Annotated in this window: 11 protein-coding genes; 5 read left to right on the top strand and 6 right to left on the bottom strand. The window is 69.4% G+C overall.

Features of this window, described 5'->3' with window-relative positions:
* Positions 1–15: 15 nt before the first annotated feature.
* The 6 genes from ACGFY9_RS22500 to ACGFY9_RS22475 all read right to left on the bottom strand — a co-directional run bounded on the left by ACGFY9_RS22500 (position 16) and on the right by ACGFY9_RS22475 (position 9,271).
* Positions 16–2,136 carry an alpha-galactosidase gene (locus ACGFY9_RS22500; protein ID WP_393756634.1) on the bottom strand — a complete coding sequence of 707 codons (2,121 nt, stop codon included), beginning with the start codon at positions 2,134–2,136 and terminating at the stop codon, positions 16–18.
* 101 nt (positions 2,137–2,237) lie between these two features.
* A complete protein-coding gene (locus ACGFY9_RS22495) occupies positions 2,238–4,826 on the bottom strand; it encodes a CBM35 domain-containing protein (protein WP_393756632.1) in 2,589 nt (862 codons plus the stop codon).
* 151 nt (positions 4,827–4,977) lie between these two features.
* Positions 4,978–6,051 carry a LacI family DNA-binding transcriptional regulator gene (locus ACGFY9_RS22490; protein WP_393756630.1) on the bottom strand — a complete coding sequence of 358 codons (1,074 nt, stop codon included), beginning with the start codon at positions 6,049–6,051 and terminating at the stop codon, positions 4,978–4,980.
* Between the two features lie 28 nt (positions 6,052–6,079).
* Positions 6,080–7,426 carry an ABC transporter substrate-binding protein gene (locus ACGFY9_RS22485; protein ID WP_393756628.1) on the bottom strand — a complete coding sequence of 449 codons (1,347 nt, stop codon included), beginning with the start codon at positions 7,424–7,426 and terminating at the stop codon, positions 6,080–6,082.
* Between the two features lie 95 nt (positions 7,427–7,521).
* Entirely contained in the window at positions 7,522–8,364 is an 843-nt protein-coding gene (locus tag ACGFY9_RS22480; RefSeq protein ID WP_393756626.1) for a carbohydrate ABC transporter permease, read from the bottom strand.
* Positions 8,365–8,377: 13 nt separating this feature from the next.
* The gene (locus ACGFY9_RS22475) at positions 8,378–9,271 is read right to left on the bottom strand and encodes a carbohydrate ABC transporter permease (protein WP_393756624.1); all 894 of its coding nucleotides are present in this window, start codon (positions 9,269–9,271) and stop codon (positions 8,378–8,380) included.
* Between the two features lie 586 nt (positions 9,272–9,857).
* On the opposite strand from ACGFY9_RS22475, the gene ACGFY9_RS22470 reads away from it, so the two are divergent.
* From ACGFY9_RS22470 to ACGFY9_RS22450, 5 genes are all read left to right on the top strand, one after another.
* Positions 9,858–10,136: a hypothetical protein gene (locus tag ACGFY9_RS22470; protein WP_393756622.1), complete on the top strand. Its 279-nt coding sequence runs from the start codon at positions 9,858–9,860 to the stop codon at positions 10,134–10,136.
* Positions 10,137–10,383: 247 nt separating this feature from the next.
* Entirely contained in the window at positions 10,384–10,962 is a 579-nt protein-coding gene (locus ACGFY9_RS22465; RefSeq protein WP_393756620.1) for a TetR/AcrR family transcriptional regulator, read from the top strand.
* Between the two features lie 121 nt (positions 10,963–11,083).
* Positions 11,084–12,379: a hypothetical protein gene (locus ACGFY9_RS22460; protein ID WP_393756618.1), complete on the top strand. Its 1,296-nt coding sequence runs from the start codon at positions 11,084–11,086 to the stop codon at positions 12,377–12,379.
* A gap of 38 nt (positions 12,380–12,417) precedes the next feature.
* Positions 12,418–13,299, top strand: coding sequence for an alpha/beta fold hydrolase (locus ACGFY9_RS22455; protein WP_393756616.1), 882 nt, complete (start codon positions 12,418–12,420; stop codon positions 13,297–13,299).
* Between the two features lie 482 nt (positions 13,300–13,781).
* Positions 13,782–14,165 (top strand): BlaI/MecI/CopY family transcriptional regulator, encoded by a 384-nt coding sequence (locus ACGFY9_RS22450; RefSeq protein ID WP_393756614.1) that lies wholly within the window; start codon positions 13,782–13,784, stop codon positions 14,163–14,165.
* Positions 14,166–14,175 lie beyond the last annotated feature (10 nt).

Below are 14,175 nucleotides of genomic sequence, written 5' to 3'. Positions count from 1 at the left end.
CCGGCCTGGGTTCTGTCAGTCCTCCCGCACCAGGTGGATCAGGGCGCTGGCGTTGTCCTGCGCGGCCAGCGGCAGTGGCAGGCCGTGGCTGAGCAGGACGGCGCCGTGGTGCAGCGCCCCGGTGTCGGCGTCGCGGTAGCGGGCGTCCGGGGCGAGGGCGCGCAGCGGCAGAGCGGGGTCGGCGTGGCCGTAGCGGCGGGCGCGGCGGGTGACCAGGACGGCGGCTTCGGTGCCGTCGGAGGCGAGGTACTGGACGGCGCTGAGTTCGCCGTCTCCCGGGGCCCGGAGCCGGTACTGCAAGCCGTGCTGGATCAACGGCCGGACGCGCTTGTACGCGGCCACCAACTCGGCGGCGCGGGCGAGTTCGGCGTCGCTCCAGCGAGTGAGGTCGCCGCCGATGCCCAGGACACCGGCCATGGCGACGTGGAAGCGGAAGTCGAGAGGGAGCCCGCGGCCGGTGTAGGGGTTGGGGCTGTCGGTGACCCAGGCGCCCATGACACGGGCGGGGTAGAGCTGGGAGAAGCCGTGCTGGATGTCCAGGCGGTCCAGCGCGTCGGTGTTGTCGGAGGTCCACACCTGGTCGGTGCGGGCGAGGATGCCGGGGTCGAGCCGGGCGCCGCCGCTGCTGCAGGACTCGATGCGCAGGTGCGGGTGGGCTCCGCGCAGCCGGTCGATGACGGCGTAGAGGTGGTGGACGTGCTCGGTCCACAGGGCCTCGGGATCGCTCTCGGCGTCGGGCCAACCGGCTTCGGTGAAAGGGCGGTTGAAGTCCCACTTGAGGAAGTCGATGTCGTCCTTGGTCAGTAGCTCGTCGAGCCGGTCGTACATCCAGGAGGCGACGTCGGTGCGGGCGAGATTGAGGACGAGCTGGTTGCGGTGCTCGGTGCGGCGGCGGGTGGGGTGGTGCAGGACCCAGTCGGGGTGGGCGCGGTACAAGTCGCTGTCGGGGTTGACCATTTCGGGCTCGACCCACAGTCCGAAGCGCATGCCCAGCTCGTGGACCCGGTCGATCAGGGGAGTGAGTCCATCGGGGAAGCGTTCGGGGTTGGGGGTCCAGTCGCCCAGCCCGGCCGCGTCGTGTGTACGGGAGCCGAACCAGCCGTCGTCCATGACGAACAGCTCGACGCCGAGCGCGGCGGACCGTTCGGCCAGCGCGCTCTGGCCCTCGACACTGACGTCGAACTCGGTGGCCTCCCACGAGTTGTAGAGCACCGGCCTCAACTCCCGCGGGTGCGGCAGCACATGGTCGAGCAGATAGCGGTGCCAGGCGCGGCTGGCACCGCCGAAGCCCCCCTCGGTGTACGCGGCGGCGCTGACCGGGGTGCGCAGTTCGGCGCCGGGCGACAACTGCGAGGTGATGGGGGCGTGGCCGGAACCGGCGGAGACGGCGACCCGTTCAGTGGGCAGCCGCTGCACGGTGAGCTGCCAACTGCCGCTCCAGGCCAGCGCGCAGGAGTGGACGCTGCCGTGCTCCTCGGTGGCGGTGCCGTCGTCGAGCATGACCCAGGGGTTGGCGTGATGGCTGGTCGTGCCTCGACGGCTGCTCAACACGGTCTCGCCGTACGGCAGTTCGGTGCGGGTGAGCTGGGTCTCGGCGCCCCACTGTCCGTGCACCTGGCTGAGCCGGTAGCCGTCCAGGAGGGGGACGGTCCAGGTCGCGGAGTCGGCCCGTACGACCGTGATGGGACCGTCGGCGGCCTCGGTTCCCGTGTGCCGGAGCACCAGGTGCCGCTCCATGACATCGGTGTCGGCGTGGACCCGGAAGTGTGCCTCGACCGTCAGCGGATAGTGCCGGTCCGCGAAGGTCAGGACCAGTTCGTGGTCAGTGCGGGACTCGCCGGTCCAGTTCAGCTCCAGGTCGCGTACGCCGTCGGCGAAGCGGACCTGGACGGCGGCGTGGCCGTATCGCATGCCTCCGGCGGCGTCCAGCGCCAGGGTGCCGTCGGTCGGGTCCTCGAACTGCCGCCGGGGCAGCGGCCGTTCAAGGAGTGAGGCGGCCTGTTCGGTGGTGAGCCTCGGGCCCCAGTGCAGGCCCCGCAGCCGGTCCTCGTCGTCGAGGTGCAGGACGTAGGAGGAGGTCGGTCCGGACAGGACCCACAGCCGGCGCTCGGGGTCGTGGGCGATGTACGGAGGCATGGGGGCGGGCCTTTCGGGCTGGGGCGATGCGGTACGGGCAGGGGCGGGCCGCCGCCGCGCCGGGCTGACGCGGCGGCGGCCCTCGGGAAGCCGGTGAGTTGTCAGCCGATCACCGGTGCCACCTCGATGTAGTCGATGTTGGGTGCCCAGGCGGAGGAGTTGGACAGCTTCAGGGTGTTGGTGCCCGCCGTGAGGGTGACTGTGGTCGGGAGCGTCCAGTAGTCGCTCCAGCTGTAGGAGTTGCGGAAGGTGAGCGTGGTGGCGGTGCCGCCGTTCACCGACAGGTCGGCGGTGCGGGATTCGACGTTGGTGTTGTAATTGCCCGTGCCTGCGCGGTCGTTGTTGGCGTAGTGGACCACGACGGTGTAGCGGCCCGCGGCGGCTGCGCTGACGCTGCCGAAGGTGAGGGTGTTCGCCGAGGTGTTGCCGATGTAGCCGACGTTCTTGCCACCGGACGCCCAGCTGTCGGTCTGCGTCACCGCGGCGCCCGCCAGGGTGGCGTTCTCCGCCTGGTAGGTGGTGACGCCTGTGGTGGAGCCTGCGCCGGTGACCTTGAGGTCGCTCAGCACGGTGGTGGCGCCGCTGTTGGGCGAGATCTTGACCCGGTTGATGCCGGCGGTCAGGTAGAGCTTGGTGCTGGAGGTGGTCGCCGATCCGCCGGACGACCCGTAGGTGGCGACGGTGGTGCCGTTGAGGGCGAGCGCCGTGGAGCCGCCCGCCGATGTGTAGTCGGTGCTGACGGTGTAGTAGCCGTCGGTGGCCGCGTAGGCGTCGAAGATCGTGCTGCCGCCGCTGGTGAGCGCCACCGTGCCGGTGCCGGTCTCACCGATGCTGCCGTACGCGTACGTGGCGCTGCCGCTGGTGTCGGCGAACGCGGCGTCGTACACGGTCTGCGGGGTGCTCTGCGCGGCGGTCAGGTCGATCTTGTCGAGGGTGACCTCACCGCTCGCGGTGCCCAGGGTGGAGTTGGAGACGGCGAGCGCGATGGTGTGACTGCCTGCGCTCAGAGTGACGGGCACGGTCACGGTGCTGCGGTACTGCCAGTTGAGCGTGGACGGGTAGTTCACGAACTGCGGGTTCGCGCCGTCGACGGTCAGCACCTGCTGGGACGGCGTGCCGTGCTGGTTGCCGTAGAAGATGGCGAGGTTGTACGTGCCCGCGCTGGGGACCGAGACCGAGAAGGCGACCTTGCTGTCGGCGGCGCTGATGTAGCCGACGTCCTTCGTGCCCGAGGTGGCGTAGGCGTTGTAGTTGGACACCGTGCCCTGGGTGACGACGGTGGCGTCCGTGATGGTGGCGTTCTCAGCCTCGTAGGACGCGCTCCACGGCACGGTGGGCGCGGTGGCGGTGCCGCCGCCGTTCGGGGTGACGGTGACGCGGTAGGCCGACATGGCGTTCAGGCCCGTCAGCGGCACGGTGACGCTGCCGCTGGAAGGAGTGTACGCGGCGCGGGATATGGTCACCGGCGCGGCCGAAGCACCTTCGTATCCGCTCCAGTTGAGGGCCTGGACGGTGACCTCGACCTTGCTGCCGAAGGTCGCGCTGGGGATGTTGTTCAGCACGACGTTGGTGTCCGAGGCGGAGCCGCCGACGATGACCTGGGCCTGCTTGCGGGTGGTGTCCAGGGACGCCATGCCCTGCAGGGTATCGGTGGTGTTGGCCGACGGCGGGGTGACCTTGACGGTCTTGCCGGTCAGGCCCGCGTACCAACGCCAGAACCACCAGGTGCTGTTGGGCACGTTGGTGTGCACGGTGTTGCCGTCGAGGTTGCCCGCGATGTCCCAATAGGCCTGCTCGCCATAGGACTTGGTGTTCTCCAGCATCGAGGCCCACTGCACCATCTGGCCCGGCACCGACAGGTCACGCCGGTCGGCGTACTCGTCGATGTTGATAGGGCGGGCGCTGATGCCGCGGGCGGTCTCCAGGGCCCGGTAGGTGGTGTAGTGGCCCTGGTAGTCGGCGAGCGAGCCGGGGTTGAGCTCGTGCCAGGTCATCCAGTCCGGCAGCTCGGAGTTGGCCTTGGTGTAGGTCAGGAAGTCGCCCAGGAACGTGGAGTTGTACGAGGCCGTGTTGGGGCCGCCGATGACCGCCGCCGGGTAGTCCGCCTTGATGCGGTTGTAGACGGTCGTCCAGTCGGCGAGGAACTTGTCGCGGGCGGTCTGGTAGGTGGAGGTGTCCGAGGAGTTGAGACCGCTGTACCAGATGCCGTCCGGCTCGTTGAACGGGACGAAGACGACGTCGGAGGCGTAGGAGCTGGCCTTGATGGCGTTGACGACGGTGTCGACCTGGGTCAGGTAGTCGGCGATGCCCAGGTTCTGGTACGGCCAGTCCGAGTACATGTCCTGGATGTTGCAGAAGAGCTTGCCGCCGCCGTTGCGTTTGTAGGAGGCGGCGACTTTGAGGATGTCGCCGTTGGGGTGCTGCGCGCCGCCCGGGGGCTTCTGGGAGACGGTGGTCAGCTTGAGCGGGGCCAGCAGGTTGTCGCCCGGGACGCCGTCGTCGCTGAGGCCGTACAGCGAGCCGTTCGCGCCGTGCAGTACGTCGCCGGTGGTGGTGCCGAGGTCGGCGGTGAAGGTCTGGGTGGCCGCCGAGGCCGTGGATGGCACGGCGAGCGATCCGACGACCAGGGCGGCCGTCGCGAGCAGCGCGCCGGTGAGGGCGCGTCCGGTCCGTCTTGTGCGGGTGGACATGGGTACCTGGCTTTCTCCCCCCGCTGCACTGCGGGAGGGCAAGGTGGGGACGGGTGTGAACGCTCACATCCCCCGCGAACGTGAGTGCCTGTTTCGAGTTTCGAGCGGCTCGGCTCGCCGGCGGTGAACCGGCGAGCCGTGGATCAGGTGGTCACGTACGGGCCCGCCGGGAAGGCGCCGGACCGCTGCTCTCCCGGACGATCAGCTCCGGCTCGCCCCACAGCGGCAGCGCCGGCGCGGTCTCGGGTTCGAGGAGCCGGTGGAGCATCCCGAAGCAGCCGCGGCCCAGGCCCTCGAAGTCGAGCCGGACCGTGGTCAGCGCGGGATGGACGTACGCCGACTGGGGTGCGTCGTCGAAGCCCACCACGCTCAGGTCGCCCGGCACGTCCCGGCCGGCCTCCCTGGCGGCCCGCAGTACGCCGAGCGCCAGGTCGTCGTTGCCGCACAGCACGGCCGTCACCGACGGGTCGGCCAGCAGCGAGCGGGCGGCGAGGTAGCCGGAGCGTGGACTCCAGCCGCCGTCCAGCGGTTCCGGGAGCGGTTTGCCCGCCGCCCGCAGCGCGTCGCGCCAGCCTTCGGCGCGCTGCCCGATGCGGGTGGTCGAGGAGGGGATCGAGACGTAGCGCACGCTCTCGTGGCCGAGACCGAGGAGATAGCGGGTGGCCTGAGCGGCGGCCGCCCGGTCGTCGAGCCAGACCTGGGGCCGGTCGCCGGGGCTGCCGTCCTCGGGCCGCTCCACCACCGCCGCGGCCGGGAACTCGGCCGGCAGCGCCTGCCACGCCCGGACGCCCGGGGCGTCGAAGGCGATCACCAGCACCGCCTCCCCCGGCCGGCTGACGCGGGCCGCGACATCGGCGGGCCGCTGGGCCGAGCCGGAGTCGAGCACGCTGATCCCGACCGTGAAGTCGGCCGCCCTGGCCGCCTCTTCGATCCCCTTCAGGGTCGCCGAGGCGCCGTACAGGGAGGTGTCGGAGGTCAGGACGGTCACCGACCGTACCGCCCCGCCGGCCAGGGCGCGAGCCATCCGGTTGGGGGTGTAGCCCAGTTCGGCGATCACCTCCAGGACCCGGGTGCGGGTCGACTCCTTGACCTTGGGGTGGCTGTTGACGACCCGGGAGACGGTCTGGTGGGACACGCCCGCTTCCTTGGCGACGTCAAAGATGCTGACGGCCTTCGGAGCCTGCGGTCCCCCGTCGGACCGGGGGGCGGGCGTCGCTTCCTGCATGGCGGTGACGGCTCCTTGTCGCTGTCGGCTAGTCGGTGATGGCGGCGTTGGACTCGGTGTTCACCGTGTCCGCGGCCTTCTTCGGGGTCTGCTGGCCGAGCCAGACCTGATTGAAGGGATCGAGCACCTTCACGTTGTATGTGGCCGACGAGGTGGTCAGCGGGTAGCCGATCGTCGTGCCCTCGGCCCCCTTGGAGAAGGCGCTGACGTCCACGCCCTGCTTCTGCCAGTACGCCACGAAGTCCTTGTTCAGAGTCGGGATCGACGGCCACACCGTACCGGCAGCGGTGATGATCTTCTCGGACTCCTCCGAGCCGAGCCACTTGACCAGTTCCCAGGCCTCCTTGGGGTGCTTGCTCCCCGCGTACAGGGCGTTGCTCAGACCGTTGTACACAGTGCCCTGTCCGGCCGGCCCGCCGGGCAGCAGCGCGACGCCGAAGTTGCCCTTCAGCGAGGTCTGGTAGGCGCTGAGGTCCCAACTCCCGTCCCACACCACGGCGGCCTGCTTACGGGCGAGCACCGCGGGCAGGGCGGCGCCGTTGGGGGTGTTGGTGACCGAGGCCGGCACCGCCACGTGGTACTTCAGCCGCAGGTCCTGGACGAACTGGATGGCCTCGACACAGGACGGCTGGTTGATGGTCCACTTGCCCCAGGCCTTGTCCTGGAGCTTGCAGCCGTTCTGGGTGGCGAAGTCCCACCAGTCGGTCTGGCCGTTGGGCGAGGCCAGCGCGAGCCCGTACTGCTTGACGTTCTTGCTGTCGAAGCCGGACTCGTTCGGGTGCTTGCCGTTCTTGTCGACGGTGAGCTTCTGCAGCGCCTTGACGAAGGTCCCGCCGTCGTCGGGATTCCAGGTGAGGCCGGACAGGTCGTCCTGGGTGAGGCCGGCGGTCTTCAGCATGGTCTTGTTGTAGACCTGCTCGATGGTGTCCCAGTCCTTGGGCAGGCCGTACTGCTTGTCGCCCTGCTTCCAGCCGGCGGTGAGCTTGGGGTCGTACACCGACAGGTCGACCTTGTCGGCCTTGATGTAGGGGCTCAGGTCGGCGAGCACGCCCTGCTTCGCGAACTGCGGGAAATACCCCACGTGGTCCCAGAAGACGTCGGGCGCGGTGCGGCCGGCCATCTGGGTCTGCAGCTTGCTCCAGTACTGGGCCCAGGCGTTGAGCTCGATCTTGACCGTGATGTTCGGGTGCGCCTTCTCGAAGGCGTCGACGGACTTCTGCAGGGCCGGCTTCTGGACGGCGTCCCAGATCCCGTACCGCAGGGTGACCTTGCCACCCGCGGAGTCGGAGCCGGAGGAACCGCAAGCGGCGGTGAGGCTGGCCAGGAGGGCGCCCGTGGCGGCGGTCGCCAGGACTCTTCGGGAGCGTGCGGACATGGTGAAGGTCCTCTTCTGTGAGGTGCTGCGGTTCTACGGGGGCGGGGTACTCGTGGGGTCTTGGGTGGCCGGCTGCTTCAGCCCCGTGAGGGCGGTTACTTCAGCCCTGTCAGGGCGATCGACCGGACGATGTGGCGCTGGAACATCAGGAAGACGGCGATCAGCGGCAGCAGCGCGAGCGCGGCGCCCGCCAGCACGATGTGCGGCAGGTCGGAGACGTGCTGGCCCTGGAGGGCGGAGATGCCGACGGTGATGACCTTGGTGCGGTCGCTGTTGGTGATGATCAGCGGCCAGATCAGGTTGTTCCAGGTGTTGATGAAGGTGATGGTGGCGAGCGTGGCCAGGATCGGCTTGCTCAGCGGCAGCATGATCTTCACGAGGATCGTCCAGGTGCCTGCCCCGTCGATGCGGGCGGCGGCCTCCAGGTCCTTCGGGATGGTGCGGAAGTGCTGCCGGACCAGGAAGATCCCGTACGGGGTGCCGAAGACGGTGGGGAGGATCAGGCCGGCGAAGGTGTCGACCAGGCCCAGCTCCCGCATCATCAGGAAGAGCGGCACGAGCGTGATCATCTGCGGCACCATCATGGTGGCGATGTAGCCCCAGAACAGCAGGTCCCGGCCCGGGAACTCCAGCCGGGCGAAGGCGTACGCGCCCATGGCACTGAAGACCACCTGACCCACGGTGACGGCGACCGTGACGAACAGGGTGTGTGCCAGGAACGACGACATTCCGTACTGGTTCCACACGGCGGCGAAGTTGCCGAAGGTGGCCGGGTGGGCCGGGGCCCAGGCGTTCGTGGTCAGCAGGTCCTGGGGCCGCTTGAACGCGGCGTTGAGCGTCATCAGGTAGGGCGCGACGGACAACAGGGCCCCAGCGATCAGGACCACGTAGAGACCGGTGCGTCCGAAGGCGGTGGTGATGGTGCGGTGCGTACGCATGGTGGAGCCGCCCTCAGCTGAAGTCGTAGACGGTGCGCTTGCGGAAGTACAGGAACTGCGCTGCTGTGACCAGCAGGATCAGGGCGAACAGCAGCATCGCGAGCGCGGAGGCGTAGCCGGTGCGGAAGAGCTGGAACGCCTGCTGGTAGATGTGGAAGTTCATGGTGTCCGTGGAACCGTTCGGGCCGCCCTGGGTCATGACGTAGACGGTGTCGAACATCTGGAACGAGCCGATGACGTTGGTGACCAGGACGAAGAGCATCGAGGGCCGCAGCAGCGGCAGGGTGATCCTGAAGAACCGCTGAAGGCCCGTCACCCCGTCGATGTCGGCGGCCTCGTAGAGCGATTCGGGGATCGCCTGGAGACCGGCCAGCAGGAAGAGCATCGTGTAGCCCGTGTACTGCCAGACGTTGATGGAGGCGAGCACCGGCATCGCCCAGGTGGTGGACGACAGCCACTCCGGGCCGCTGATGCCCAGCAGGGACAGGAACTGGTTGACCGCGCCGTGCTCCGGGTCGAAGGCCCAGTTCCAGATGATGCCCAGGGCCACCGGCATCGCCATCCAGGGGAGGACGAACAGCACCCGGATCACCTTGCCGCCACGCAGCCTGCGGTTCATGGCGAGCGCCAGCAGGAGAGCCAGCACGGTCTGGGCGGGGATGTTGAGGACGACGTAGTACAACGTGTTCCGCACCGAGCGCCAGACCTCGCTGTCGCCCGCCATCTCGCGGTAGTTGGCCAGCCCGACGAAGCGCGGCGACCCCATCAGGTTCCAGTCGAAGAAGCTGATCACCACCACACCGACGATCGGCGCGACCAGGAACAGTACGAAGCCGACCAGGCTGGGAGTGAGCAGCGCGTACGCCTCCAGGGTCTGCCGCAGACGGCGGCGGGGTGGAGGCCCCACGACAGGAGAAGCAGCGCGGGGAATCGCGGTGGTCGCCAGTGAGTCAGCGGCGCTCTCGATGTCGGCTACGCTCCGCCCAGAAATGTTAGCGCTCACAATTTTGAACTCCGTAGGACCTTGACGACAGACGACGCAGCAATGGAGTGACGCGGGACAAGACGCGCCAAGGTGGCCCCAGCGTGGGGTTCTTGTGCCATTCTCCGACATGGGACGTTAACGTGTCGGTGACGCGAGCCATAGTGTTAGCGATAACTCTTGACGGCCGCAATACCCTGGACGGAAATACTCGCGTGACGCCCCGTCAGGTGAGAAAGGGCCCGCGCCGCACCATCGCGGCGCGGCCCACAGGGCTTGGGTGTCCAAGTCAGAGACACTGCCGACGACTCGGGTCGAGGCCGCAGCGACGGCTCGGCAAACAGGGTCGTCGACACGTCCTCCGGTGGAGCGCGGCTATCGACTCACCAGGAAACCCGATCACCAACGGGCAACTGGGCATGCACCGTTGGGCTGTGCGTGCGGGCAAGCCGCGCGGCCGGCATCACCGCGGGCGCGCAGCCGACATGGGACGCCACCGCGATATCCGGCGGTGCTCGCCCCGCACTTGCTCCCGTCCGCGCTCGCGCACGTCAACACGCCGGTGCTTAAACAGGCGCTCTCCGGACCGGCCTGGACGAAGAAGCCCTCGGAAGGGGACGGGCGCGGCTCGACCGTGCTGTCCTCGTCGAACATCAACCCACATGGGTCCTGCCGCCTGGACATGGACAAGCGGCCCGACCTCGCGCCGGTTCTGCCCCTGCCCTGCCCCCTGCCCTGCCCCCGGACCTCAGCGGCCACCGTCGGCCCGGTCATGGCGGAGTCGCGGTGAACCCGGTACCGACGGGCCGGAGTTCGCCTCTCCCCGCCCAAGAACCCGCACACCAACCGCCTTGGCCGCCACCCGTTCACCACAGAAACCAGCCGCCCCGGGCATGGCCCGCGCCCACTGCGCGACCTGAACAGCACCGAGGACTCCAGCGACGAGTAGCCGTGAGGCCGGCTTACAGGTCGGCGAATGGTCGGGCGGCGTCAGCCCCTTTTTTGAGCAAACGATCCAGATAGGTTACGGTGGAGCCATGGCAAGGACCCGGGAGTTCGACACGGAGGCGGCGGTGAGCCGCGCGATGGAGCTGTTCTGGGCGCGTGGCTACGAGGCCACCTCGGTGCGTGACCTGACCGGGCACCTGGGGATCGGACAGGGGTCCTTGTATGCCGCGTTCGGCGACAAGGACGGCCTGTACCGGGCAGCGCTGGAGCACTATCGCACCACCCTCGCGGCGGCCGCCCTGCGCAGCCTGGAGGAGGGGGCGGACGCCCGGTCGGCGATCCGCACGATGCTGGTCGAGCGGGTCCGGATCGCCGTGGAGGACAACGGCCGGGGCTGCCTGGCGGTCAACGCCGCCTGCGAGCGCCTGCCGAAGGATGCGGCGACCCGGCGCACCGTGCGTGACATGCAGGACGCCAGCCGGGACGCGCTCGCCGAAGTACTGCGAGTCGCGGTGGAGCGGGGCGAGATCGTGGCGCGGCACGACCCGCAGACCCTCGCGGCTTTCCTCGTCACCTTCCTCAACGGACTGCTGGTCTCCTCGAAGATCACGCCGGACGTCCGCGCCCTCGAACCCCTTGTGGAGATCGCCCTGGCCGCCCTCGACTGACCTTTTCATGCCCGGAATCTGTATCAGGCGATCCAGAAAAGAGACCATGCCCGAGCAGGCAGGGAATCCGGGCGACATCCGCGACATCCGTCTCCGCTTCATCGCATACCGAGGAGGACCCATGCCCCCCGCGCCCACCCCGAGCACACCCGTTCTCGGCGGCAGCCGCTGGAACACATTCCCCGCGGCCGGCACCACCCTGACAGCCCGCGATTTCTTCACCGCCACCGAGCCGCTGTTGCAGGGCATCATCGACGACAACGCCCTCACCAGCGCCGACGGCGAGGTGCTGGAGAACCAGATCCGCGCGACGCTCGCCCTGGACACCCGGGAGACCTCCCTGCCGCTGTCCCTCGGCCCGGACAGCGCCTCGGCAGCGCGCGAACTGGGCGCGCAGACCGAGACGATCGGCCGGGAACTCGCCTCCTGGGCCGCCTCGGCCCTGGACAGACTGCTCAGCCACCGGATACCGCTGCCCGACGGACCGCTGGTCGTCCGCAGCCACTGCTACGGCCACCTGCTCACGCCTCCCGCGGCCGACCTGCTCATGGGCCGACGCGGCGGGCCGGTCACGATGCAGCTCTACAACGAGTGGGTGCACCAGATGGTCCTGCTGCGCGACGCCCTGCTGCCCTTCACCAACTGGCAGGACGTCCCGCTCCTGATCACCCCGACCGGGCTACGGCACACCGAGCCGGCCCGCGACGGGTTCCTCACCGAACTGCTGGTCCGCCAGATCCGGCACTCCGGCATCGTCGACTTCGCCCGCCACGTCACCACCGGCACCTCCGGCCCGGCCGGCTACGGCTTCGAGGCGGCCGGCGGCACCGCCCTGCCCGCCGTCCTCGACCAGCCGCCCCTGACCGCACCCCGGCACCTGCTGACCTGGCGCGCCGACCCGGCCGCCAAAGACACCGTCACCTATGTCGCCGAGGTACAGGACTACTACGCCGCCCCCCGCACCCCCGTCGAGGACCTGCCGCCCGCCACCCCCGTACCGGGGCCGCTCACCGCCCGCACCATCACCGGGCCGGCCGCCGACGGGACCCGCACCGCCCGCATCGAGATCACCCACGACGGCACCACCGCCCACGTCGACCTCGGCCAGTCCCTGCGCGGCCACCGCTACGCCCACCGACCGGACCGGCCCGCAGGCGACACACGGTCCGCCACCGCGCCCCGCACCGCGACGGTGTGGTCCGCGCTGCGCGCACCTGGGCTGGTGTGGACGCAAGGGGGCGACGTCACCCTGGACGCCACCGGCCAGGACGACCTCGTCGTACTGGCACTGCTCGGCCGCCTCTACCCGGAGAACGTCACCCTGCGCCCCGTCGACCGTCCCGCCGGTCTGACGCCCTCCGGCGGCAGCGGACCGAGCCGCCTGGTGGCTCTCGTCGACCCTCCGCAAGCCCACTGACACCCGCATCGCGACGTACACCGGGAAGGTTGCAGAACATGATGTTCGACCATGACGGAACGCCGGTCCGCACAGGCCGAGCCGCCGTCAACGGAACGAGCCTGCACTACCGGACCGCCGGGTCCGGCCCCGCGGTGGTGCTCCTGCACGGCGTGCCCAAGACCGGCTACCACTGGCGCCACCTCGTCCCGAAGCTGACGCCCCGCTACACCGTCGTCGTCCCGGACCTCCGCGGTCTCGGCGACTCTGCCCGCCCGTCGGACGGCTACGATTCCGCGACGATGAGCGACGACATCGCCGCACTGATGACCCACCTCGGACACGAGACCTACGCCGTGGCGGGTGAGGACTGGGGAGCGGTGATCGGCTACCAGCTGGCCGCCCGCCATCGTGACCACGTCACCACTCTCGTGTTCGCCGAGGCCCTGTTCCCCGGATTCGGCTTCGAGGACCACACGGCCCTCACGCCCGAGAACGTCTCCAGCGGCATGCACCTGTGGCACCTGGGCTTCTACTTCCAGCCCGACGTACCCGAGATGCTGATCGCCGGACACGAGCGTGAGCTGATCACCTACATGATCAAGTACGAGCGCAGCCACCCCGACACCGCCACCTCCGACGCGGTCGACGAATACGTGCGCTGCTACTCCATGCCCGGCGGCATCCGCGCGATGCTCTCCATCTATCGGGCCATGCTCGTCGACGCCGCACAGAACCGGCGGGCCGCACAGAAGAAACTGGACATCCCGGTCCTGGCGCTCGGCGGATCCGCGTTCATCGGCGACCGCAACGAGTCCCAGATGCGGCTCATGGCCCACGACGTCACCGGACACGTCTTCGACGCCGGCCACGACCTGGCGGAGGAAGTGCCCGACGAGATGGCCGACATCGTCCTGCCGTTCCTGGCCGCACATCCGTAACCGCACCCCGCCACTGAAGCCGGCGAGCTGAAGCGGCCTGCACACGGACAAGCGCGACGTCTGCACCAGCTCGGCGCTGATCAAGCGCCCGCAGGGTGATCTCCTGGTCGACTCCCGCTTCGCGCGCGCCACCGCCAAGCGGTTCGCCACGATGCCGAGCCGCGTCATCGTCCTCATCACCCCACCGGAACCCGGGCCGGACGCGCTACCGGCGCCGGTCACCTGTTGGACGTCGGCGAAACCGCCCTGGCCACCACGGCACGCACCGTGGTCGAAGACCCACGCCATCCGCCACGGCGGCCCGGGCCGGATCCGCCAGGGGTGGACGGTCACGCAATTCCCCGGACTGGCCTCGGGCTCCACGTAAAGCGGAGCCCGAGGCCGCGTCACAGACGCGTTCATCGACCCTGGTAAGACAAAAGAGCCTGGTCAGAGCACCAGCGGTAGGCGAGTCAGGCCCTACACGCTGTAAGGTGAGCGCCATGGCTGGCAGAGACCCCCAGGTCCGGGCGGAGCGGCGCAGCGCCGGTGAGCTGGAGAGCGAGGTCCTCGCCTCGTTGTGGGCGACCGACCGGCCGCTGACTCCGGCCGAGATCCATGCCCAGATCGACGGCCCTCTCGCCTACAACACCGTGCACACGATCCTCAAGCGCCTCTACGACAAGGGGCTCGTCCTGCGTGACGCGGACGGACGGCGCGGCTCCTATCGGCCGGCGAAGAACGCGGCCGAGTTGACCGCCGAAGCGATGCACGAGGCGCTGGACCGGGGACCGGATCCGATCGGCGCGCTGCAGCAGTTCGTGAGCGGTCTGAGTCCCGAGGAGGAGAGGGCGCTGCGCGAGTTGCTGGCCGGGGGCCCGGGATGAGGTTCGACGT

Origin of the sequence: Streptomyces sp. NPDC048504, assembly GCF_043200035.1 — a bacterium.
Taxonomy (GTDB): domain Bacteria; phylum Actinomycetota; class Actinomycetes; order Streptomycetales; family Streptomycetaceae; genus Streptomyces.
The sequence above is the reverse complement of the archived record's forward strand: the minus strand, read 5'-3'. Positions and strand labels throughout refer to the sequence as shown.

Excerpts from the sequence above, each read along its gene's own strand:
- ACGFY9_RS22480 (WP_393756626.1), bottom strand. The coding sequence starts at position 8,364 with ATGCGTACGCACCGCACCATCACCACCGCCTTCGGACGCACCGGTCTC.
- ACGFY9_RS22455 (WP_393756616.1), top strand. The coding sequence starts at position 12,418 with ATGATGTTCGACCATGACGGAACGCCGGTCCGCACAGGCCGAGCCGCC.
- ACGFY9_RS22460 (WP_393756618.1), top strand. The coding sequence starts at position 11,084 with ATGCCCCCCGCGCCCACCCCGAGCACACCCGTTCTCGGCGGCAGCCGC.
- ACGFY9_RS22485 (WP_393756628.1), bottom strand. The coding sequence starts at position 7,426 with ATGTCCGCACGCTCCCGAAGAGTCCTGGCGACCGCCGCCACGGGCGCC.
- ACGFY9_RS22495 (WP_393756632.1), bottom strand. The coding sequence starts at position 4,826 with ATGTCCACCCGCACAAGACGGACCGGACGCGCCCTCACCGGCGCGCTG.
- ACGFY9_RS22450 (WP_393756614.1), top strand. The coding sequence starts at position 13,782 with ATGGCTGGCAGAGACCCCCAGGTCCGGGCGGAGCGGCGCAGCGCCGGT.
- ACGFY9_RS22500 (WP_393756634.1), bottom strand. The coding sequence starts at position 2,136 with ATGCCTCCGTACATCGCCCACGACCCCGAGCGCCGGCTGTGGGTCCTG.
- ACGFY9_RS22490 (WP_393756630.1), bottom strand. The coding sequence starts at position 6,051 with ATGCAGGAAGCGACGCCCGCCCCCCGGTCCGACGGGGGACCGCAGGCT.
- ACGFY9_RS22465 (WP_393756620.1), top strand. The coding sequence starts at position 10,384 with ATGGCAAGGACCCGGGAGTTCGACACGGAGGCGGCGGTGAGCCGCGCG.